Annotated in this window: 22 protein-coding genes; 11 read left to right on the plus strand and 11 right to left on the minus strand. The window is 60.2% G+C overall.

What is annotated here, in order from left to right; all coding sequences use genetic code 11:
- Positions 1-14: 14 nt before the first annotated feature.
- The 4 genes from SGN16_RS20840 to SGN16_RS20855 form a co-directional block, all read right to left on the minus strand.
- Entirely contained in the window at positions 15-635 is a 621-nt protein-coding gene (locus SGN16_RS20840; RefSeq protein ID WP_003204208.1) for a 2-dehydro-3-deoxy-6-phosphogalactonate aldolase, read from the minus strand.
- Positions 636-654: 19 nt separating this feature from the next.
- Entirely contained in the window at positions 655-1,638 is a 984-nt protein-coding gene (locus SGN16_RS20845; protein WP_335945833.1) for a 2-dehydro-3-deoxygalactonokinase, read from the minus strand.
- A gap of 168 nt (positions 1,639-1,806) precedes the next feature.
- Entirely contained in the window at positions 1,807-2,673 is an 867-nt protein-coding gene (locus SGN16_RS20850) for an alpha/beta hydrolase (protein WP_335945834.1), read from the minus strand.
- Positions 2,674-2,693: 20 nt separating this feature from the next.
- Positions 2,694-3,134: a ParB N-terminal domain-containing protein gene (locus SGN16_RS20855; protein ID WP_335945835.1), complete on the minus strand. Its 441-nt coding sequence runs from the start codon at positions 3,132-3,134 to the stop codon at positions 2,694-2,696.
- A 397-nt stretch (positions 3,135-3,531) separates the two neighbouring features.
- On the opposite strand from SGN16_RS20855, the gene SGN16_RS20860 reads away from it, so the two are divergent.
- The 8 genes from SGN16_RS20860 (at position 3,532) to SGN16_RS20895 (ending at position 11,592) form a co-directional block, all read left to right on the plus strand.
- Entirely contained in the window at positions 3,532-4,878 is a 1,347-nt protein-coding gene (locus SGN16_RS20860; protein ID WP_335945836.1) for a DUF6002 family protein, read from the plus strand.
- Positions 4,875-5,639: a TauD/TfdA family dioxygenase gene (locus SGN16_RS20865; protein WP_335945837.1), complete on the plus strand. Its 765-nt coding sequence runs from the start codon at positions 4,875-4,877 to the stop codon at positions 5,637-5,639. Before SGN16_RS20860 ends, SGN16_RS20865 begins: the two co-directional genes overlap by 4 nt.
- Positions 5,636-6,658 carry a hypothetical protein gene (locus SGN16_RS20870; protein WP_335945838.1) on the plus strand — a complete coding sequence of 341 codons (1,023 nt, stop codon included), beginning with the start codon at positions 5,636-5,638 and terminating at the stop codon, positions 6,656-6,658. The genes SGN16_RS20865 and SGN16_RS20870 overlap by 4 nt, the downstream gene beginning before the upstream one ends.
- Before the next feature lie 71 nt (positions 6,659-6,729).
- Positions 6,730-7,779, plus strand: coding sequence for a hypothetical protein (locus tag SGN16_RS20875; protein ID WP_335945839.1), 1,050 nt, complete (start codon positions 6,730-6,732; stop codon positions 7,777-7,779).
- Between the two features lie 100 nt (positions 7,780-7,879).
- A complete protein-coding gene (locus SGN16_RS20880; protein WP_335945840.1) occupies positions 7,880-9,205 on the plus strand; it encodes a hypothetical protein in 1,326 nt (441 codons plus the stop codon).
- Positions 9,206-9,214: 9 nt separating this feature from the next.
- Positions 9,215-9,742, plus strand: a complete 528-nt coding sequence (locus tag SGN16_RS20885; protein WP_335945841.1) for a thiamine pyrophosphate-binding protein — start codon at positions 9,215-9,217, stop codon at positions 9,740-9,742.
- On the plus strand, positions 9,739-10,347 hold the full coding sequence (locus SGN16_RS20890) for a thiamine pyrophosphate-dependent enzyme (RefSeq protein ID WP_335945842.1): 609 nt from the start codon (positions 9,739-9,741) through the stop codon (positions 10,345-10,347). Before SGN16_RS20885 ends, SGN16_RS20890 begins: the two co-directional genes overlap by 4 nt.
- 18 nt (positions 10,348-10,365) lie before the next feature.
- Positions 10,366-11,592 carry an MFS transporter gene (locus tag SGN16_RS20895; protein ID WP_335945843.1) on the plus strand — a complete coding sequence of 409 codons (1,227 nt, stop codon included), beginning with the start codon at positions 10,366-10,368 and terminating at the stop codon, positions 11,590-11,592.
- Here the strand turns inward: SGN16_RS20895 and SGN16_RS20900 are convergent.
- The gene (locus tag SGN16_RS20900; RefSeq protein ID WP_053150223.1) at positions 11,589-12,071 is read right to left on the minus strand and encodes a GNAT family N-acetyltransferase; all 483 of its coding nucleotides are present in this window, start codon (positions 12,069-12,071) and stop codon (positions 11,589-11,591) included. The genes SGN16_RS20895 and SGN16_RS20900 overlap by 4 nt on opposite strands.
- Positions 12,072-12,180: 109 nt before the next feature.
- Here SGN16_RS20900 and SGN16_RS20905 point away from each other — a divergent pair, with 109 nt between their 5' ends.
- The 3 genes from SGN16_RS20905 to SGN16_RS20915 all read left to right on the plus strand — a co-directional run bounded on the left by SGN16_RS20905 (position 12,181) and on the right by SGN16_RS20915 (position 13,672).
- The gene (locus SGN16_RS20905) at positions 12,181-12,834 is read left to right on the plus strand and encodes an HD domain-containing protein (protein WP_210639794.1); all 654 of its coding nucleotides are present in this window, start codon (positions 12,181-12,183) and stop codon (positions 12,832-12,834) included.
- An 83-nt stretch (positions 12,835-12,917) separates the two neighbouring features.
- Positions 12,918-13,259, plus strand: a complete 342-nt coding sequence (locus SGN16_RS20910; RefSeq protein WP_210639795.1) for a hypothetical protein — start codon at positions 12,918-12,920, stop codon at positions 13,257-13,259.
- A gap of 32 nt (positions 13,260-13,291) precedes the next feature.
- Positions 13,292-13,672, plus strand: coding sequence for a Rho termination factor N-terminal domain-containing protein (locus SGN16_RS20915; protein WP_335945844.1), 381 nt, complete (start codon positions 13,292-13,294; stop codon positions 13,670-13,672).
- A gap of 279 nt (positions 13,673-13,951) precedes the next feature.
- Here the strand turns inward: SGN16_RS20915 and araH are convergent, their stop codons facing one another.
- The 6 genes from araH to SGN16_RS20945 form a co-directional block, all read right to left on the minus strand.
- On the minus strand, positions 13,952-14,920 hold the full coding sequence (gene araH, locus SGN16_RS20920) for an L-arabinose ABC transporter permease AraH (RefSeq protein ID WP_025214842.1): 969 nt from the start codon (positions 14,918-14,920) through the stop codon (positions 13,952-13,954).
- A 10-nt stretch (positions 14,921-14,930) separates the two neighbouring features.
- The gene (araG, locus tag SGN16_RS20925; protein WP_335945845.1) at positions 14,931-16,475 is read right to left on the minus strand and encodes an L-arabinose ABC transporter ATP-binding protein AraG; all 1,545 of its coding nucleotides are present in this window, start codon (positions 16,473-16,475) and stop codon (positions 14,931-14,933) included.
- A 76-nt stretch (positions 16,476-16,551) separates the two neighbouring features.
- Complete coding sequence (locus tag SGN16_RS20930) at positions 16,552-17,556, minus strand: substrate-binding domain-containing protein (protein WP_210639798.1); 1,005 nt, start codon at positions 17,554-17,556, stop codon at positions 16,552-16,554.
- 174 nt (positions 17,557-17,730) lie between these two features.
- On the minus strand, positions 17,731-18,549 hold the full coding sequence (locus tag SGN16_RS20935; protein ID WP_335945846.1) for an SDR family oxidoreductase: 819 nt from the start codon (positions 18,547-18,549) through the stop codon (positions 17,731-17,733).
- A gap of 236 nt (positions 18,550-18,785) precedes the next feature.
- The gene (locus SGN16_RS20940) at positions 18,786-19,661 is read right to left on the minus strand and encodes an SMP-30/gluconolactonase/LRE family protein (protein ID WP_335945847.1); all 876 of its coding nucleotides are present in this window, start codon (positions 19,659-19,661) and stop codon (positions 18,786-18,788) included.
- Positions 19,658-20,404, minus strand: coding sequence for a FadR/GntR family transcriptional regulator (locus SGN16_RS20945; protein WP_210639801.1), 747 nt, complete (start codon positions 20,402-20,404; stop codon positions 19,658-19,660). The genes SGN16_RS20940 and SGN16_RS20945 overlap by 4 nt, the downstream gene beginning before the upstream one ends.
- Positions 20,405-20,440: the final 36 nt, after the last annotated feature.

A 20,440-nucleotide genomic window follows, 5' to 3' on the forward strand; every position in this document is an offset into this window, starting at 1 on the left:
CGCTGGAAAAGTCTTCAGTTCAAGGCATTCCACGCGGCCACGTAGGCCTTGGCGCGCACCGCCACCTCATCTGCCGTCAGGCCTGGCTTGAACAGCCCGGAACCGAGGCCGAAGCCCTTGACGCCAGCCTCGACGAACACCGCCATGTTGTCCGGGGTAATCCCGCCCACCGGCACCAGCACGGTCCCGGCCGGCAGCACCGCGAGCCAGGCCTTGACCACCGCCGGGCCCATTTGCTCGGCCGGGAACATCTTCAGCACATGGGCGCCTTCGGCCAGGGCGGCAAAAGCCTCGGTGGGCGTGGCGACGCCAGGGGACAGGTACAGCCCTGCCGCTTTCGCTGCCCGCAACACCTTCGGATCACTGTGGGGCATGACGATCACTTGTCCGCCAGCGGCTTTCACCTGCTCGACCTGTTCCGGCGTCAGCACGGTGCCGGCACCGATCAGGCAATCGGCGGGCAACGTACTGCGCAGGATGCGGATACTTTCGTACGGCTCGGGGGAATTGAGCGGTACTTCGATGACGCGAAATCCGGCGCTATAAAGGACTTCGCCGATAGCGGCGGCCTCTTCCGGGCGCAGACCACGCAAAATTGCGATCAGCCCATTGTGCGCCAGTGCTTGTGTGAGCATGTCAGACCTCCAGTCAGGTTTAACGCGATGCGGTGGAATCGAGCAGCCCGGCCGCCACGGCCAGTTGCCACAAACCACGTTCAGTGGCCTGTTCGACCATGGTCACCCGGGCGAAACCGCAGGCGTCGAGAGCCCGTTGATAACGGGCACAGAGTTGGGAATTGCCAATCAGCACCACTGCGGGCAAGTGGATGCTGTCGCGCCGCCGACGTTGCACGGTAGCCAGCGCTGTCAGCTCATGGCCGATCAACAGGCCAGAGAGGTAGTCAGCCTGGGCGCTGGCAGCCAGTTCGCCGGTCAAGCCCAGGCTGCGGGCGCTGAACACGGTGGACAACGGACCGATCTCGCCGCCCACCGACAACGCCACCTGCACGCCGCGATCGAAGGCCTGACCGTCGAACGTCGCGCCGCGCTGCTGGGTGCGACCGAGAATGCTGTGATCACTGAGCACGGCGAAGATCTCGCCGGTCATGAAGGTGTCGAAATGCACGATGCAGCCGTCGGTCACTTCCACCCATTTCGAGTGGCTGCCGGGCAGGCCGATCAGCACCGCTCCGTCCGGCAGGTCGTGCAACGCACCGAGCACCTGGGTCTCTTCGCCGCGCATGACGTTGGGCAGCCGTGAACGCTGGATTACGCCAGGCACGATGTGCACATCGACACCACGAAGGCTGCGAATGACTTGTAGGGAATGTCCGAGATTGGCGACGTTGGCCGGCGTGTCGCAGTAAGGCGCTTCGCGCCAGCCCTGGGCGCTGCCGACCATCCCGCAGGCTATGACGGGCAGGCCCGGCTGAGCATCGAGCCAATCGCCACAGGCCTCATCGAAGGCCAATTCGAAGCCGTCGATGCACACCTGGCCGGCAACGGTTCGCGGCCCGGCGGGCAATTGCATGATCCCCGACGACAGCGAGCGCTGGTCCAGAACTTCGCCTCCGGCGGCGAGTTTGTAAGCCCGTAGTGAGGTGGTCCCCCAGTCGAGCGCGATCAATTGCGCCTGCATCCGCTTCACCTGTTCTGTTTTTTGGCAGTGAGTGGGGCGGACTATAAACCTGGACCCATGGAAATCTCAATATATAAAAATGCATCCCATATATTGGGAGATGCATCTGAATGTCTAACCGTGCCGTCGCGGACAGCCGTCAATCATGCAAGCAAGTGCCGGTATGCCCTAGTGCGATTCGCCGTTCAAGAACCCGAGGATTTCGGCAGCCAACGCCTCGGGCGCTTCTTCCGCCATGTGATGACCACAGTCCAGCGCACGCCCTTGCAGTTTCGTCGTCCACGGCTCCCAAACGGCCAACACGTCCTCATAGATCAGTTTCAAATCATCACGCCTGGACCACAGGACCATGGTTGGACACGCAATCCGGCGCCCGGCGTGGCGGTCCGCCTCATCGTGGTCGCGGTCGATCCCCGGGCCTGCACGATAATCCTCAAGCATGCCATGGACCGTCTCGGGATCATGAATGGCGGCCCTGTAGTCTTCATAGGCAAGTGCCCCCATTTTCTCGGGAGAGCCGCCATACCATGCATCTGGATCGGCCAGGATGGCTTGTTCCGGTTTCTCGGCTTGCATGAAGAAGAACCAGTGCCACCACATGGAGGCGAATCGCTCGTCGCAGCGTTCCAGTGCCTCGATGATGGGGACGCCGTCCAGTACCCCGAGGTGGGTTACGGCGTCGGGATGATCCATGGCCATGCGAAAGGCCGTATAAGCGCCCCGATCATGGCCGATAACCGAGAACCGTTGGTGTCCTAGATGGCGCATCAGCGCAATACAATCGTGGGCCTTGGCACGTTTCGAGGAGCCGGCATGGTCCGGCGTATCGGCAGGTTTGGAGGAACGACCGAACCCTCTCAGGTCGGGGCAAACCACCGTGTGGTGCTGCGCCAACAACGGCGCTACCCGGTGCCAAGTCGCGTGCGTACGAGGATGACCATGGAGCAATAGGACGGGAGAACCCCTGCCTCCATGCCTGACCCTCAACGTCGCCTCAGGCAGGACGACGGTATCGAGAGAGAATTGTTCGAACATCAGGTTTCCTTCCTGTTTCTTTAATCGACAGGCACTGACTCGGCCAAGTCGGCCAAGGCATATCTGCATTCGACATGCAGCCTAGCGTTCATGATATGCCGAGTTGTCTTGGGCGGATAAGGACGACCTTCCAGGCCCCTGGCAATAATCTCGTGGGCTGTCACTTCAATGCCCGCTTGACGGGATTCAAGTTCGACCTGTGAATAATCGAGCAATAAGCAGGGAACCACTTTCAACGAGGTCCGCCGTGCAAACTCACGCCGATGGTGACCGTCCATTATGACCCACGATCCGCGCTCTACCAGAATCGGTTGCAACCAAAAGCCGTGGCTTGCAATTTCGTGGGCGACTTGCTGCACCCGCGCTTCAATAAACTCCTCGGTAGGAAGAAGCGCGTCCGGAGGCAAAAGCATAATGCCCGCATTTTCACGTCGAGCCTCTGCAAAGAATCTAGTGTTCATAGGTGACTCACTCTAGTTTGTTCTCATCCCCACGACACAGCGCTGGTGCGTGCCGAAGAAGTTTACGGATAGCCTAGTCCCATCTTCAGTCATGGCAAGATTTGCTTATAAGGTCTTATTTCTACACGATCGATTTAAATAAAAAAATATTGCTTAAAAAGATTGAACCTTACACCGCTTCGTTTCCCCGACCGTACGTACCATTTCGTTACCGCATTTTCATTTTATAAAAAAATCTTATTTACCAACGCGTTATGACAGCCCAACCAATAAAGTCAAAAAATATTTTGTTTTTTAAAAACTTCATGTCTAGTCTCGCTGAGGAATTTAAATTTTGGATCCAATATCAAACTAATGGCTACCGCCAGAACTTAGCTATTCGCTACGGAGTATTTGCGTGACCACTCTTATTGAAAATCCGATTTGTGATTATTACGATCAGATCTGCAACGAACTGCGTGCCTCCACTGATCATCTGGAGCAGGCTGGAGATGAACTATTCAGTCCCCGATACCTGCCGGAACTGGACCCGCAGATAAAGCAGTTTTTTGCAGCGTCTTCGATAAGTTACTCATTGATTGACTTGGGTTTGGGCATTGAAACCATCTTGCTCAATATGTCGAGATTCGAACGAACCCGTACGACCAAGACCAATCCTTCCCTGCTCATGGTGGCACGAGCGATCGAACACAGTCGTCGCAGCGGCGAGGCGGTCACCATTGTCACTCCCTCTTCAGGAAATAAAGCGACCGCATTGCGCGCTGCGGTATACCGCGCCTACGAGCTCGGACTGGCCTCTCCAGACACCCTGAATATCGTGTGCGTGGTGCCAGCGGATGCGCAGCTCAAACTGTGGGATAGCCCCCTATCGTCGGACGACCGGCTGCGCGCCCTCAATCCACTCGTGACGGTTGAAACGTCGACTCGCGACACAGTCAAGAAAATGGTTTCCAGCGCCGCTCGCAGGCTTCCTTCCGTGGCATCGAAGCGACGATTGTGGTTCACGCTCTCGCTGGACAATTACGTCCTCGCCGATCAACTGCGGGCCTTTCTGGAGATTGACCGTTTCGCACCGGAGGTCCGTCGCTGGCACACACACAGCGTGTCCAGTGCGTTCGGGTTGATAGGGCATAGTCGAGGATGGGCGCGAAGGTGGCCAGACGCACCGCTACGGCCCGGTTACCTGCTCGTTCAACACCTCGACACCCCTGACATGGTCCTGCATCTGACGCGAGGCACTTTTGACCGAACGCAGCTCCCCCAGTACCACCCCGGTGCCAATGGGCGTTTCAAGCAAACAGACTCGGCGCACTTCCCTACTGAAACCCACCGAATCGACGAATGCATCGACACGACGTTCTACACCTCCGCACCTGTAACGCAGCCGGAGATGGAAGGCTACATCGCTCAGCATGGAGGCACAGGGATCGTCGTCAGCCGTATCGAATGTGAAAGGGGCTATGACCAAGTCCGAAAGGCGCTCGCACACACCGACGTGCGCTTGCCAGACGATCCGGGTCGCCTGCGAGAGCACTCGTTATTAATGGCAGCCACCGGAGCAAGGCTGGCCCATACGCGGGGATTGCTGGAGGGCGTCGGGTCGGTCGTGCTCCATAACAGCGGCAGCTATACCGATAGCGATTTTGACCCGGTACCCCATCGACACCTGACACGCCTGCACCAGGATCAACCCCAAGCGCTGGATGACCTTATCGAGCGAACCAGAGGGAGAATGCTTGGATGAACTCGCCGATTAGTATTGTCTCGGCCATCGACTTCAACGATGAGCCCATCCCTCTTGAAAACCTGCATGCCACCGCTCAGTCGCTCCTGGAGGAGCACGGCTACGTACAAGTCGTGAACATTCCGGATGGATTTGACTACATCCGCTTCGGTCGACGGTTGGGCAGCTTCGTGCCGAACTACGGCGGAGCGGTTGTAGGCAATGTACGTCCCGAACCGGGCATGGATGACGTCTACCACGCTGGCAACCATCAACCGCTCACCCCCCACACCGAGGGATACGACTTCAAGCACCTGCCGCCCCGCTACATCATGCTTTGGTGTGTGGTCCCAGCAGAGGGCGACGGGGGGGAAACCACGCTTGCACTGACCCAGCCATGGATCGATGCGCTCGATGACACCTCGCGCGAGCATCTGTTGAAGACTGTGTATGCCTGGAAAACCACCGAGGGCATACAACGGCAGGGGCTGGATCTACGCACCGAGCATCCGATTCTCGAGGACACCGGCTCAGGCCGCATAGTGCGGTTCTCCTGCAATAACCTCTTGCACGAGAACGACGTGATCGCGACCACCCTGCAACACGATTGGCAGTCACGCTATCAGTCGGACTCAGTGTGGGTTCGTTATGCGCAGAACGACATCTTGCTATGGGACAACTGGCGTGTGCTCCATGCGCGCAACGCGTTCCAGGACAGTCGACGCCACCTGCGGCGCCTGCAAATCAGCGCGAGCGGCGGGCTGCAAGGACGCGCCCGATGAGCGGCAATGAAAACGCTGCGGTGAAGGTGCTCGTTATCGGGCGTGGACGGTTTGCGCGGACCCTGCTTGCACACCTTTGCGGTGTACTCGATGAAGGTGCGCAAATCGTCCAGTGTTACCGGGATGCCCGGCTCGCCTCGTCTGCGGGCAACGCCTTTGCGGCGCCGCGCGTCCGGCAGGCTCCGATGCGCACCCTGCTGGGCGAGGAAGGGTTGGCAAACCTTCAGGCGTTGATGGCCTCGTTCAAGCCGGACGTGATCGTGTCTGCGGCATCGGCGTACTCGCCGTACGGATCGGGACCCGGGGCCGGAGCGCCTTTCGGCTCGACGCTACCACTCCAACTTCCCATCGCAACCAACGTCGCCAGGGCGGCGCATTCATGCGGCAATGACGGGTTGTTGCTCAATGCCTGTTACCCCGAACTCGTCAACCCTGTCGCGCGCTTGCTCGGAACCCCGTTCGACGCGGGCCTGGGAAACGCCCAGACCTTGAACTGGGCCCAGGACTTTGGCAGTCAAGGTGACCGTTTTCAGGCTCTGGCTCACCATTCGCACCTTGGGAAAACCCCCAGGAAAATGCCATTGATGTACGACGCAACGAGTGGCCTGATCCAAGAACCCATGGCTGCGTGCATCGAAGCGCTTGATCGGCGGCGGGCCTTATCCCGAGAGGAACGCAACGACATAGGCGCCACGGCAGCGGCATCGCTGATCGCCGAGTTGGCCATGTCGCCCTCGGTGACCGCATGCCTGCCCGGCGTCGGCGTGGAAACCGGGGCGATGCCTGTAAGCCTGGGGCGCGCAGCGCAGCCCTGTATCAAGCTTTCGGGGGCGGACCTGAATCAAGTCCGCGCCAGACACCGTCAGGAGTGCATGGCCGAGGGATGGGATATTCGTGATGACGTACTGGAGCTTTCATCAGACGCTCGCGTGGGCATGGGGACGATGGCGCCGCCCGATACCCGGGTAAACGGCACTGACCTTGGGACCTGGGTGAGCTCGCTGGAGGGATGGCTATGACGATGCCAGCCAGGCTTGCGACGGCGATACGATATGGTTGGAGAAACTCGTCCCATCCTGGGGTCATCCACATGCACAGGCTACTGGATTCATGGGCGCCAAAAACCGGCACCGTGACCAGTACAGTGCCGACGTGTCCGCACGCGCCGTCCATTTCCTACGCGGGCCTTCCCCAAGGGCTGACCAACATTCTCAAGCTCATGGACGTCCTGCGGTCACGAGACTTCCCCGGGCCAGTACGTTGGCAGGATGACCACGACGGCGCCGCCGATATTGCGCTGCTAGGCACCTCGGTACGCGGGTCTCCCGTGGGCCCACGCGAGCTGATCCTGCCTTTTCGCGTTCACCTCGCGATTCCGACTCCCGACCTCGAATCGGTCAAGCAAGCCGTTTCAAAACGCGAGCGACCACGCTTCTCGTCGTCGTTCGACCAGGAGCAATGGCGCGCGCGAATCACGACGGATGAAGCTGAAGTACGCCGTTTCTACTGTCGGATGCACTTGCCGACCATGGCCAAACGGCACGCTGACGCAGCGCGGACCGAGCCCCTGGCGCTGGCGTTGCACATCGCCAGGCAAGGCGGGCTGTTTTTGTCCGAATCGTCCTCAGGCCCGGTAGCCGGATGCCTATTTACCCTGTGTGGCGGCGTGTTCACCACACGACTGCTGGGCGTCGATGAAGGGGCCGATGAGCACTACGACAACGGCGCGTTCAAGAACCTGTATCACCTGATGCTCCAGCACTGCGCCAGGAGCAGCGCTATCCAAGCCATGGATCTTTTCGGGACCGAGGCCTTCATCTCCAAAGGCATATTCCAGTGGAAACGAAAACTGGGCGCCCAGGTATGTCCGGCCCCCAACCATTTCCGGCACAAATTCCTGCGACTGAAAGTCCACCGCGACAGCCCGGGGGTACGCCAATTCCTGCTGCACAACCCGATGCTGATCGATACGCCTACCGGCTTCGCTCCGGTGTATTTCACGACAGGGGAGCAAGGAGCGGCGTGTGAATTCAGCGCCCGGATGGGTGGGTTGAATCCGCCATTGCATATTCCGATTGATGAATTCCTGTCCTCGGACGGTGCTGTAAACCAATACGCCCAAAGGCCGCGCGATACCTGAATCAGGCGTCATGTCCCGCCCGTCGAACGACGTTCGGGCAACGCTTCGCTGGTCATCGTCATTGCCCACAACACCCGCTTTCAAGCGAGAAGGTCCTGATATGCCCGATACTCCGCGCCCCGCTACACCCATCGAACTCACCCGCCGCATCCTGCAGCGCCACCTGGCCGATACTGGCATCCAGGCCCGGGAGTCCTGCCCGATTTCGCCGGTAATCCTTGATCGTCGGGTCCACCACCGATTGCAGAATGCGGCGATGTCTCTGCTCAAGCTCTTGAAACGCGCCGCACTGTCAGCGGGTGATAGCACCCAGGCGAGACTCAACGCTTACGGCGCTACCGAGCAAGACTACCCATTGTTCAGCACCGACCTGCATTTCGAGGATTCATACAGTGATGTATTTGCCCGCCCTGACTTTGTCCTGACCACGTCCGGTCCCAAAGTACTTGAGTTCAATGTCAGTGGCGCCGTGGGTGGGATACCCGAACTGGCGTGCCTCCAGGCCGGCCTGCAAGCCGCTTATGGCCGGCGGGAAGCCATCCGCTTCAAGTGGAGTAGCCCCTATGACGACCGCGCCAGGGCCTTTCGCGAGATAGCCACGCGGGAGGACCTGGAGGGCCGGGTTCTGGTAGTAGGCTCGGTGCGCGACCTTGAATATACCAACAGCACCAAGGTTTTCGACCTGGAAGTCGAAGCTTTGCGTCGCCAGGGCCTGGTCGCGGATTTCTGCGAACCGGAACACCTTGATGACATTCTTGAAGCTACCCACGGCGATAGCCATGCGGCGTTCCCACTCAGCTTGCGCATGTTCACCATCCCTGAATGGGCCGAGCTCGGTATCGACCTATCCACCGTGCGGCGTTGGCTGGACGGTGGCTCACTGCTCCTCGGCCCACAGACCTCGGCCTTCCTGGCCAACAAAAAGACGCTCGCCTGGCTTTCCGAGGGCCTGCCTTGGATGACACGCCAGGACCGTGAAACAGTGGCTGAATTTGTCCCCTGGTCGCGTTGCCTCGCAGATCGCAATACGACCCTGCTTGGCGGCGCCGAAGGAGCGCTCTTACCTTTCTGCCTCACGCATCAGGAGTGCCTGGTGCTGAAAGAGGCGATCGGCATGCAGGGACGCCAGGTCACAATCGGACGTGAGGTATCGGAGGCGCAATGGCATGACCTGGTCACAACAGCGGCCGCGTCTGGAAACTCCATCGTGCAAGCGTACGTCGAACCGAGCCTGCAGCAGGTGTGGATGAGCCATGGAGCCCACGACGATCAGACGGAGCTGCTGAAGATGCGCCCCATCATCAGCTTCTTCGTATTCGGCGGCCGTCCCGGCAGTGGCTGGGCACGGTTCCGACCCGACGACAGCTACGGTGTCGTCAGTTGCGAAGGTTTCGGAGCATTTGAAACCGCCATCGCCCCCGATTAAGGAGAAGCCATGTCAACGCCCATTCACCCTGTCGACCTGCACTCACCCGCTGAACGAGCCAGGCATCTGCTCGGCGCCCTGAAGGACGCAGGCACCACCTCCCTGACAGGTACCCCGTGCGGCATCCTGGCGCCGTTGTGGCGCCAGGCACACGACAAAACCAGTGACCTTTCCCTGGTTACAGTGTCCCGCGAGGATACCGCGCTCGCTTTCGCTGCCGGTGAGGCACTCGCTGGCGGCCATCCGGCCGTGCTTATGCAGAATTCCGGGTTCGGGAACTGCGTCAACGTCATGGCCTCCCTCATATGTCCTTATGACCTCCACGTGACCTTGGTCATCAGCCTCAGGGGAACCGGCAACGACACGACACCCGAGAACAGCGCCATGGGTGCGACAACCGCGTCGATTCTTTCTCATTGGGGCATCGCGACGACCCTCCTGGCAGCTCCCGGAGACCTGCTTATTCCACGAAATCTCGCCAGGAACGGCCCCAGTGCCGTGCTGATCGCTCCCGAATATTTTGGATGGTGCCCATGAACAAGACAGAACTGATCGCCGAAATAGTCACTCGCTTCGAGGGTCACCCGATCATTTTCACAACCGGGTACGCGTCACGCATCGCGTTCGCTTTGCGACCCGCCGCCACCAATCACTTCTACATGGTGGGGAGCATGGGGATGGCCTCCGCCGTCGGCCGTGGCGTAGTGAGGGGATTGGGGAGCGGCTGTAGGCATCCAGTGATCGTCGATGGCGACGGTGCGATGCTTATGGGGCTCCATTGCCTGCTGCTTGAGCAGGAAACCGCCAGCGCCATCCTGCACATCGTCGCCAACGATGCCAGCTACGCCTCCACGGGGGGCCAGGATGTCCCGCCCAGCGTTGACGCTATCTGCGACCTGGCCAGGGCCGCCGGGTATGGTTTTGTAACAGAGCTGCAAACGTCAGCGACGACGTTCGCCGAAGCGCTTCCCGTCGCGGCCGCGGCTATTTCGGGCGGCAGCAGTGCCTTACTTAATTGTCGTGTGCAGCCTGGTCCCGATCCCTTGGGCCGTATAGGCTTGTCGCTTCCGGACATCGCCAGGCAGTTCCAAGCCTTCGTCAAGGACGGCTCTGCACGAGAGACTTCGACGGCGCGATCATGAACAGGGAGTGAGTAGTTGATGTCAGCAGGATACCTTTCGCTGCTGCGCGAACGTCAGTTCGGCAGCCTGTTCGCCACGCAGGTTACCAATGTGCTGGCCACCTCCATATCCGGTCTTTACCTGGGCACCGTGGTCAACGCCGCGACCGGGTCAACATTTCTGACATCCTTTGCGATGTTTGCGCCGTCGCTGGCCAGCCTTTTGGGTGCGGCGAGCCTGATGTCGCTGGCCGACACCTCCTCGCCTCGTGCGCTGATGACCGCCCTGCAGCTCCTCAGCGCGATCTGCATGGCCGCCCAGGCCTTGCCACTACCCTTGTGGATGCGGTTTGTGCTCCTGATCTTCAGTGGACTGCTCGCGGCGATCAGCAGCGGGTTGCAGCTAGGCTTGGTCGTGACCAGCGTCGGACGTGATAACTATGCCATGGCTCGCAGTCTTCTGAACCTGACGAACGGGGCAATGCAGATCTGTGGCTTCGCCTTCGCAGGGGCGCTTATCCAGTTCGTGGATCCCCCGCCCATGTTCGTGGCTCTCGGAATACTCATGGCTCTGGGTGCCTGCGTGGTGCTGTGGGGGATACCGGCCACGCCACGCCCCGGCGTCGAACCAGGCAATGTACGTCGATCAACCGGGTTCGCTGCCACCCAGGCGGTTAACAAGTGGGCGCTACGCCACCCCAATGTCAGGGTCTTGCTGCTGGCGCTGTGGGTACCCAATGGAATCGTGGTCGGTGCCGAAAGCTTGTTCATCCCCTACGCCCACGACAATGCCGGCTATCTACTGGCGGCAGGAGCGGTCGGCATGCTGTTCGGTGATTTGGTGGTTGGCCGGTGGATGCGCTCCGACACCCGCCGCAGGATCAACCTTTACCAGCGAGTGTTACTGGCAGCGCCCTACCTGATATTTTTCATCGAGTTGCCTTGGATGTTAGCCGCGCTGCTGGTCTTGCTCGCCAGCCTCGGATTTTCTGCGTCGCTGGGCCTTCAAGAACGCCTGGTGGCTCACATTCCCCAGGATCGTATTGGGCAGGTCCAGGGGCTGGAGTCCTCTGGCCGACTGGCGGCCCAAGGCATCTTTGCCTTGGCAGCGGGCGGCACAGCCGAACTCCTCGGGGCCGGCTACACCATCACGCTATTCGGTGCCCTATCGCTGTTGGTGACCGCATCCTTGATGTCTCGTTTGGCACGCGCGAACACCCAGCAGGAACCTGGCCCACCGACGACACGGGTCGCGCAGGAGTCTTAGTTGCCTTGGGCAAAATCCCTCAAGACCTTGCCGTCCATCCGATAGCGCACCCATTCCTCCTGGGGCTGCGCGCCGAGGGACTTGTAGAACTCGATGGCCGGGGTGTTCCAGTCCAGCACGCTCCATTCGAAGCGACCGCAATCGTTGTCGCAGGCAATCTTCGCCAGATGCCGCAGCAAAGTCTTGCCCGCCCCGCCACCGCGCTGTTCAGGCGTGATGTACAGGTCTTCGAGGTACAGGCAATTGCTGCCCAGCCAAGTGGAATAACTGAAGAAGAACACCGCGAAACCGATCGGCACGCCATCACGCAGGCAGATTAATCCGTGAGCGGTTGCGCCCTCGCTGAACAGGCTGCGCTCGATGTCAGCCACACTGGCGATGACTTCGTGGCGGGCTTTTTCGTAATCGGCCAACTCGGTGATGAAGGCAAGGATTTGAGGCGCATCGCTGGGTTGCGCAGGACGGATCTCGATCGACATGAACAGGCCTTGTAGCCAATTGAAAGCGCCATACTAAGCCGCCACAGGGCGCTCGTCACACATGAAAACGAACATCTCCATCGAAGTACCTGCAAACAAAGGATCTGTCATGACCGCCGCCTTTGCGCCACTACAACCCGTCGCCGCTCAATTGTTACCCCATGCACTGGAGCCTTCGGAAGACGGCGCGCACGATCTTTCGCACCTGCAACGGGTCTGGCACAACGTGCGCACCCTCCAGGGTCATGAGGGCGGTGATCTGTCTATCCTGCTGGCGGCGACGTTGCTGCATGACTGCGTGGCAGTGGAAAAGAACTCCCCCTTGCGCGCCCAGGCCTCTCGACTGGCGGCAGACAAGGCATCGACCCTGTTGTCGACGCTGAACTGGCCAGACGAAAAAATCAGTGCCGTCGCCCATGCCATCGAAGCTCACAGTTTCTCGGCCAACATTCCTGCCGTCACGCTCGAAGCAAAAATCCTCCAGGACGCCGACCGCCTCGACTCACTGGGCTTGCTCGGGGTGGCGCGGACATTCTACGTTGCCGGACGCATGGGCAGTGCGCTCTACGATCCCGAGGATCCGCAAGCCAAGTCGCGAGATTATGATGATCGTCGTTTCTGCCTCGATCATTTCCAGACCAAGTTGTTGCACCTGGCCGACGGTTTCCAGACCGTCACCGGGCAACACATGGCGCAGGTCCGTCACGAAAAGCTAAAAGGCTTCATGGAGCAATTCATCGAAGAAGCCGGACTCGACGCCTAGACCATTCGTCGCGCCCGAGGCACCAACGCAAATCCAGCGCAGCCCAAGATCAGGCAAGCATTCTGAAAAATGGAGGCGACACCATGATCACTTCAAGGCTGACTGCATTCACATTCGCCACGCTGCTGTCCTCGGTCGCTTTCGCGGCGTCTACCGCTGGCACCGGGCCGACCGATCCGGTGCAGGCGCCCAACTCCCCCGCGCCCCAAGGCATGCCCAAGTTGAACACCGACGGTACCGGCGGCGGGCCGGACAATAGCCAGCCACCTGCCACCGGCACTGATCCGCGTGTGCAAGGCAACGACATGGGTCGCCAGGGCGGAATGAATACGCCGGACTCCACGGCCCCCGATAACGCCGACACCGGCGTGGGTTCGAAAACCACGACCGGTGGTTCGGGTTCGGAAGGTAACGCCAGCCAGTAACCGCTGCTCAGACACTTGAGGAGGAAGATCCCATGCCTCGTGGAAGCAAAGACAAATACACCACCGAGCAAAAGCGCAAAGCCCAACACATCGAAGAGAGTTACGAGAAGAAGGGCCTGTCCGAGGACAAGGCCGAGGCGCGCGCGTGGGCCACGGTGAACAAGCAATCCGGCGGCGGTGAGCGCTCCGGCGGTTCGGGAAAGGCAAAACCGGCCGCAGAGAAGAAAACCGACCGCAAGGAATCGGCCCGCCGCGCAGCCAAGACCCGCGAAGGTCAGCCGCGCGCCAGCAAGGCCTCCCATGGGGCCCAGACCGTAGACAGCCTGATGAAGGAGGCCCGGGCGAAAAATATTCCCGGGCGTTCGAAGATGCGCAAGCAGGAGTTGGTCGAAGCGTTGCGCAAGGCGGGGTGATGGATGGCGTCAGGGAGGACGCTATCGCGAGCAAGCTCGCTCCCACACTGGTTCTGTGCTGTGCCGAGGTTCTGGGCTCTGACACAAAGACCTGTGGGAGCGAGCTTGCTCGCGATGGCGGTGGGTCAGGTTAGAAGGTGTTGAATGTACCGACGCCTCGCGAGCAGGCTCGCTCCCACATTGAATCTTCGGTGTGCCGGAATTTTGCACCTGGCACAAAACCTGTGGGAGCGAGTCTGCTCGCGATGGCGGTAGATCAGTCGCCAGCGATCTCTGTTTTCAGCGTTGTTTCAAGCGGTCGATCACCACCGCCAGCAGCAGGATCGAGCCGCGGATGACGTACTGGTAGAAGGTGTCGATGTTCTTCAGGTTCATCGCATTTTCGATGATCGCCAAAATCAGCACGCCCGCAATGACATGACGAATCATGCCGATGCCACCGCTCAACGACACCCCGCCCAGCACGCAAGCCGAGATCACGGTCAGTTCGAAGCCCTGGCCGATCATCGGCTGGCCCGAGGTCATGCGTGACGCCAGGATGACCCCGGCCAAGGCGCCGATCAAGCCATGCACGGCGAAGATGATGATCTTGGTGCGATCAACGTTCACGCCTGCCAACAACGCCGCTTCCTGGTTGCCACCGATGGCCATGGTGTTGCGCCCGTAGGTGGTGTAGTTCAGCAGCCAGCCGAAAAACAGAAAGCAAACGATGGTGATCAGAATTGGTACCGGCACGCCAAACAATTGGCCGTTGCCGAACACGAAGAACGATTCCTGCGACACCCCCACCGCCTTGCCGTTGGCAAAGATGTAGGCCAGGCCACGGACGATCTGCATCGTCGCCAGGGTGGTGATCAAGGCGTTGACCCGCAGCTTGGCGATGACGATGCCGTTGATCAGGCCGACGATCAGCCCCATCGCCAGCGCCGCGCTGACGCCGAGGAATACGCTGTTGGTGTCGCGCATCACCACCGCCGCGACCACGCCGGCACAGGCAATCACCGAACCGACCGACAAGTCGAAGTGCCCGGACGCCAGGCAATACAACATGGTGCACGCGGCGATGCCGGTGGTGGAAATCGCCAAGCCCAGCCCGCGCATGTTCAACGGCGACAGGAAGTTGTCGATCATCAAGGTGCAGAGCACGAAGATACCGATGGCCGCCAACAGCATGACCCAGTCATCCAGGAAACGGCGCAGGTCCAGGGGTTTGCGTGCCGTTGGCAGTGCATTGTTTTGAATGGTCATGATTTACCTCTCAGTTCGCCGCGTCGGCAACGCGTTGGCGCGGTAGCGCCAGTTGCAGCAGGTTGGATTCGTTGGCCTGGTCGCGCGGCAACTCGCCGCGCATGGCCCCTTCGCAGAGCACCAGGATTCGGTCGGAAATGCCCATCACTTCCATCAGGTCGCTGGACACCACAATCACCGCGATGCCGTCGGCCGCCAGGTTGTGGATAATCTGGTAGATCTCGGCCTTGGCGCCGATATCGATACCGCGAGTGGGCTCGTCCAGCAGCAGAACTTTCATCGGCATAGACAGCCAGCGGCCGAGAATCGCCTTCTGCTGGTTACCGCCGGACAGGTACATGATTTTCTGGCTGGCCGCCGGGGTCTTCACTTTCAGCGACTTGATCTGCTTGTCGGCATTGCCCCGCTCCCAGTCGCCGCGCAGCAGGCAGCCGAGCGCGGAATGAGCCGGACGGGCACTGATGTTGATGTTCTCGCCCACGCTGCCCAACGGGATGATGCCTTCCTTCTTGCGATCTTCCGGGCAGAGCAGCACGCCAGCGGCGATGGCATCCCGTGGCGAACGCAGTTTCAGTTCCTTACCGTGCAGCACGAGGCTTCCCTCGCTCTGGCGCTCCAGGCCACTGAGCAAGCGAAACAGCTCGGTACGACCGGCACCGACCAGCCCGAACAAACCGAGGATCTCGCCCTTGTGCACCTGGAAACTAACCGGTTCGCGCAAGCCCGGCCCCAGCAGGCCCTTCACTTGCAGCGCCACATCACCGCGCTCCCGAGGGCGGTAATCATAGATGTCCTGGATATCGCGACCGACCATGCACGTGACCAACTGATCATGGGTCAGCTCGCTCATGTTCTCGAAGGTCCGGACATAACGACCGTCCTTGAATACCGTCACCGCGTTACAGATACGGAACACTTCTTCCATGCGGTGGCTGACGTACAGCACCACTTTGCCCTCGTCTCGCAAGCGGGCAATGATCGCCATCAAACGGTCAATTTCCCGGGCCGACAGACTACTGGTGGGTTCGTCGAAAGCAATGACGTGGGCGCCACGGGACAAAGCCTTGGCGATTTCCACCAATTGGCGCTGGCCGAGGGACAGGCGACCGACTTTTTCCTGCGGGTCGATTTCGTCGGCCAGGCCTTTGAGCAGTGTCAGCGCCTGCTGGCGCAGCACGCCACGATTGACCAGGCCGAAACGTGCCGGCAAATGGCCGAGAAACAGGTTTTCCGCGACGGTCATTTCCGGCACCAGGTGCAGCTCCTGGTGAATCACCGCGATACCGCTGGCGATGCTATCAGCGGTGCCTTTGAACGCCATCGTCTGCTCGCCGATCTGCAAGTCGCCGCTGCTCGGGATGTAGGCGCCACCCAATATCTTGAGCAGCGTAGACTTGCCGGCGCCGTTTTCACCCATCAAGGCATGGACCTGCCCCGGATGGGCAACGAAACTGATATTGGCCAGCGCCTGCACGCCGGGAAAGGACTTGCCGATCCCGTTGAATCGCAAGCTGCCACCGATGTTGTGTTGCCGTGTCGCTGTTTGCGCTTGCATAACCACCTCGAACTCACAGAGATCAAGCGATCCCGGTCACTCAACTGACCGGGGCCGCTCTTGAATCAACCGACCGTCAATTCCACAGGCCGATCTTTTCCAGCTCCTGCTTGAAGTTCTCCCGGGTGATCAGCGTCACCTCGTCCATGGCGGTGTACTTCGGCGGTTCCTTGCCGGTGGTGATCCACTCGTACATCATTTCGGCAGTCTTGTAGCCTTCGATGTGCGGGCTTGGCAGCATCGAACCGAAGAAGCCGCTTTTCGGTTTCTTCAGCTCACCGATGGCGTCGGTACCGTTGATACCAATGCCGATCACGTTGTCGGCCTTGAAGCCGGCCGCTTCGGTGGCACGCACGCCGCCCAGCACGGTGTTGTCATTCATGCCGCCGATGATCAGGTTTTTCGCGGTGCTTGGCAGTTTCACCAAAGCCGAGTTGGTGGAATCCATGCTGCCGGGTACGTCGAGGGTCTTCAGGGCCGCGAAGAGGATGTGGTCTTTCGGGATGCCGGCCTCCTCAAGGGACTTGACCGAACCATCCGTGCGCTTCTTGCCAGTGTCCAGTTCGTTGTAGGTGTTGATCACCGCATAGGTTTCTTTCCAATCCCAGTTACGCTTCTTCGCTTCAGCAGCCATGGCAGCGCCCTGCTTCTGGCCTACCTCGAAAGCGGCCATGCCCAGGTACGGCACGTCTTCCATGAACTTGCCGTTGGCGTCGACGAAACGGTCGTCCACGGCAATCACCTTGAGATCGTTGAGCTTGGCCTTTGCCATGATGGCCGGGCCGAGGGACACGTCTGGCGGGCAGATCACAAAGCCCTTGGCACCGTTGGCGGCAAGGCTGTCGATGGCCGAGAGGGTTTTCTCGCCGTCGGGCACGGCGATCTTGATCAATTCGAAGCCTTTGTCCTTGCTCGCCTTCTCGGCGAACGCCCATTCGGTCTGGAACCAGGGCTCCTCGGCCTGCTTGACCAGGAAACCGATTTTTACGGGAGCAGCCGCCAGCAAGCTGCTGCTGAGGCTGACCGCGGTAACCGCCAGGGCGGCACGGCACAGGGAACGGATCCCACGACGATGATTCATAGTTGACTCCTTGTTTTTTTTATTGAAAGCCAAACGTCCAGGGTCTGCTCCACCATCGGTGGAAATGCGCAGGCTGGGCGGTCAAATCAAGTTGCTACACAGCATAGGCTCAAATAGTCATATCGTATGATGATTGGATTACAGGCGAAGTTTCCGACTGTAATCCAGGAATATTCAGTCGTGGTACATGACCGAACGTCCCCCATCGATGGTGATGCATGAGGCATTGATAAACGGTGCTTCGTCGCTGGCCAGGAACACGGCCGTCATTGCCACTTCGATCGGTTGCCCGATACGCCGTGGCGGGTGCATATCCAGCGCACGCTGGCGTTCGGCATGCGGATCGGCAAAGCCGTTCCAGTAGTCGACGTTCAGTTGGGTTTCGATATAGCCCGGCGCGATGGCGTTTACCCGCACCCCCTTGGGCGCGTATTCGATGCCCAAGGCGCGGGTCAGGCCAAGCAGGCCATGCTTGGCCACCGGGTAAGGGAAACAGCCGGGAATAATGTGGGAAGAGTGAACCGACGCGATATTGATGATGCTGCCCACGCCCTGCTCGATCATCTGCGGTAATACAGCCTTGCAACCGTACCAGGCGCCATCCAGGTCGATGGCGAAACAGCGACGCCAGTCTTCTTCGGACATTTCCAGCGGGTCACGGAACACGTTGACGCCGGCGCAATTCACCAGCACATCGATCCGACCGTGCAATTCGATGGCATGACGAGCCATGGCGTGCAGGTCCTGCTGCTTCGACACATCGGTTTTCAGCGCTTGTACATCCGCCCCGCGTTCACGCCAGTGGGCAGCGACGGCTTCGACCTTCTGGGCCTGAATGTCACTGATCACCAGCCGTGCCTGTTGCGAAGCGAACGCGGCGACGATGGCCTCGCCAATGCCCTGGGCTGCACCGGTCAACAGCACGACCTTGTTTTTCAGCCGTTCGCCCCTCGGTGGCTCGGGCACCGGCGGCAAGACAAGAGGTTCAGCCATGGATCAGGACTCCTGTTCGCAGGCACGGCAAAAACCGGGCATCCAGGGAAGCCCGGCCAAAAGTCGCCGCAGAAAACAGTGAGTCGCGTACGCCGCCGGGGCGTACGGAGGAGGATCGTTGCATCGCTTCACCTGTTTTGTTTTTTTAGTGTGAGTGCGTATTGCTGATGGAGCCGACTATAAACCCGACCGCCGAACAATCTCAATATATATATTTACATCCCATATTTTGGGATTTAGCCAGCGAATCGAGTACAAGCCACACCGGGCACGTCGACCCGCATTGACAGCACTGCACCGTCCAGCGGATGGCCCAGCGGACTCGCCGCGCTGGTGATGTACAGCGTCCTGAGGTCTTCACCGCCGAACACACAGCTGGTCGGGCGGCTGACAGGTAACTCGATCATCCGGTCAACATGGCCGTCCGGATGCAACCGCAGCAGGCAACTGCCATCCCAGCGCGCGTTCCAGATGTAACCCCGGGCATCCATCGCTGAACCGTCCGGTCCACCGCGCAGATGAGGGCCAAACCAGACTTCCGCGGGAGCCAGGCTGCCATCAGCGTGAATGAAGTGCCGATACAGCGTCCCATCGAGGCTGTCGCCGAAGTACACCTGGGTGTTATCGGGGCTCCACAACAGCGTGTTGGGAATGCCCAACTCACGCAGCAACGGCATGACCCGACCATCGGCGCCAACGCGAAACAGACCACCGGAGCGCCGCTCGATGGGCAAGTCTTCTGCGTTTTCACCAATATTGTTCTGCATGGTGCCAAGCCAGAGCTGACCCAAGGCATCGCAACGGGCCTCGTTGGGACGATTGCCTGGCTGGGGATCGGCCATGCAGAACAGCGTCAGCCGCGGTTCCAGGCCCGGTGAATCCAGATCCAGCCGGTACACGCCACTGCTCAGGGTCACCAGCGCGTCGCCCCGCTGAGTCGGGATAAAGGCGGAAACGTGCTCGGGCATCTGCCAGATATCCACGTTGGCGCCGATCAGCCGCAGTGCCTGCCGGCCGGCGATATCAACCCAATACAATGCCTGGGTCGGCTCGTCCCAGAAGGGCCCCTCGCCCAATTTCGCCCGGTGTTCCGTCACAGCCGTCCACTTCATTGAAACCTCCTGTTCCCGGCTTGCCCGGCAGCGTCTGTTCGACCGGCCATGACATCGGGGTAAAAGCGTTTGATCGCCAGGTCGGCGTTATCGATCAGGGTCATGCAGGCCCAGACACCCCGCGCCGCGTCGCGGGCAGCGATGGCGTCGGCAATATCCTTGTGGATCGGCAAGGTGCGGCGCAGTTCATCCGGATCGGCGGCCGACACCTCGAACGACACCGCCAGCAGTGCGCCCAGGGCCGGAACCATTTGTTCGATGAATTGATTATGGCTGGCGGCAAGGATGCACTCGTGGAAAAACTGATCGGCACGGTTGTAATCGGTGCCGCTGTCCACGGCCCGTTCCAGTGCATGGTAGGCCAGGCGGATCGCCTGCACCTGATCAGCCGTGGCCCGCTCACAGGCCCAGCGCACCGCCATCGGTTCGATGGTGCGACGCAGGTCCAGCAGGTCATCGACAAAGTTTTCCGGCAGGCCACTGCGCGACAGCCAGCCAACGACCTGGGGGTCGAACAGATTCCAGCGTCGCACCGGCAATACTCGCGTACCGACTTTCGGCCCGACTTCCAGCATGCCCTTGGCGACCAGCGTCTTGATCGCCTCGCGAATCACCGTGCGGCTGACCCCCAGTTGCTCACCCAAGTCGGCCTCGACCTTGATGGTCTGCCCAGGCTTGACCTGGCCGGCGGCAATCCAGCCCCCCAGCCAATCGACGGTCGACGCATGAAAACTGCTGGACATGAACACCCCGGGCCACTCTTATTGGAGGCCCACGCT

It is taken from the genome of Pseudomonas sp. G166 (assembly GCF_037027455.2).
In the GTDB taxonomy this organism is placed as follows: Bacteria; Pseudomonadota; Gammaproteobacteria; order Pseudomonadales; family Pseudomonadaceae; genus Aquipseudomonas.

Bases quoted from the DNA above. Each gene is read 5' to 3' on its own strand.
- SGN16_RS20905 (WP_210639794.1), top strand. From the start codon at position 12,181: ATGACCGCCGCCTTTGCGCCACTACAACCCGTCGCCGCTCAATTGTTA.
- SGN16_RS20865 (WP_335945837.1), top strand. From the start codon at position 4,875: ATGAACTCGCCGATTAGTATTGTCTCGGCCATCGACTTCAACGATGAG.
- SGN16_RS20840 (WP_003204208.1), bottom strand. From the start codon at position 635: ATGCTCACACAAGCACTGGCGCACAATGGGCTGATCGCAATTTTGCGT.
- SGN16_RS20850 (WP_335945834.1), bottom strand. From the start codon at position 2,673: ATGTTCGAACAATTCTCTCTCGATACCGTCGTCCTGCCTGAGGCGACG.
- SGN16_RS20845 (WP_335945833.1), bottom strand. From the start codon at position 1,638: ATGCAGGCGCAATTGATCGCGCTCGACTGGGGGACCACCTCACTACGG.
- SGN16_RS20915 (WP_335945844.1), top strand. From the start codon at position 13,292: ATGCCTCGTGGAAGCAAAGACAAATACACCACCGAGCAAAAGCGCAAA.
- SGN16_RS20885 (WP_335945841.1), top strand. From the start codon at position 9,215: ATGTCAACGCCCATTCACCCTGTCGACCTGCACTCACCCGCTGAACGA.
- SGN16_RS20945 (WP_210639801.1), bottom strand. From the start codon at position 20,404: ATGTCCAGCAGTTTTCATGCGTCGACCGTCGATTGGCTGGGGGGCTGG.
- SGN16_RS20900 (WP_053150223.1), bottom strand. From the start codon at position 12,071: ATGTCGATCGAGATCCGTCCTGCGCAACCCAGCGATGCGCCTCAAATC.
- SGN16_RS20890 (WP_335945842.1), top strand. From the start codon at position 9,739: ATGAACAAGACAGAACTGATCGCCGAAATAGTCACTCGCTTCGAGGGT.
- SGN16_RS20895 (WP_335945843.1), top strand. From the start codon at position 10,366: ATGTCAGCAGGATACCTTTCGCTGCTGCGCGAACGTCAGTTCGGCAGC.
- SGN16_RS20930 (WP_210639798.1), bottom strand. From the start codon at position 17,556: ATGAATCATCGTCGTGGGATCCGTTCCCTGTGCCGTGCCGCCCTGGCG.
- araH (WP_025214842.1), bottom strand. From the start codon at position 14,920: ATGACCATTCAAAACAATGCACTGCCAACGGCACGCAAACCCCTGGAC.
- SGN16_RS20935 (WP_335945846.1), bottom strand. From the start codon at position 18,549: ATGGCTGAACCTCTTGTCTTGCCGCCGGTGCCCGAGCCACCGAGGGGC.
- SGN16_RS20855 (WP_335945835.1), bottom strand. From the start codon at position 3,134: ATGAACACTAGATTCTTTGCAGAGGCTCGACGTGAAAATGCGGGCATT.
- SGN16_RS20910 (WP_210639795.1), top strand. From the start codon at position 12,918: ATGATCACTTCAAGGCTGACTGCATTCACATTCGCCACGCTGCTGTCC.
- SGN16_RS20875 (WP_335945839.1), top strand. From the start codon at position 6,730: ATGCACAGGCTACTGGATTCATGGGCGCCAAAAACCGGCACCGTGACC.
- SGN16_RS20940 (WP_335945847.1), bottom strand. From the start codon at position 19,661: ATGAAGTGGACGGCTGTGACGGAACACCGGGCGAAATTGGGCGAGGGG.
- araG (WP_335945845.1), bottom strand. From the start codon at position 16,475: ATGCAAGCGCAAACAGCGACACGGCAACACAACATCGGTGGCAGCTTG.
- SGN16_RS20880 (WP_335945840.1), top strand. From the start codon at position 7,880: ATGCCCGATACTCCGCGCCCCGCTACACCCATCGAACTCACCCGCCGC.
- SGN16_RS20870 (WP_335945838.1), top strand. From the start codon at position 5,636: ATGAGCGGCAATGAAAACGCTGCGGTGAAGGTGCTCGTTATCGGGCGT.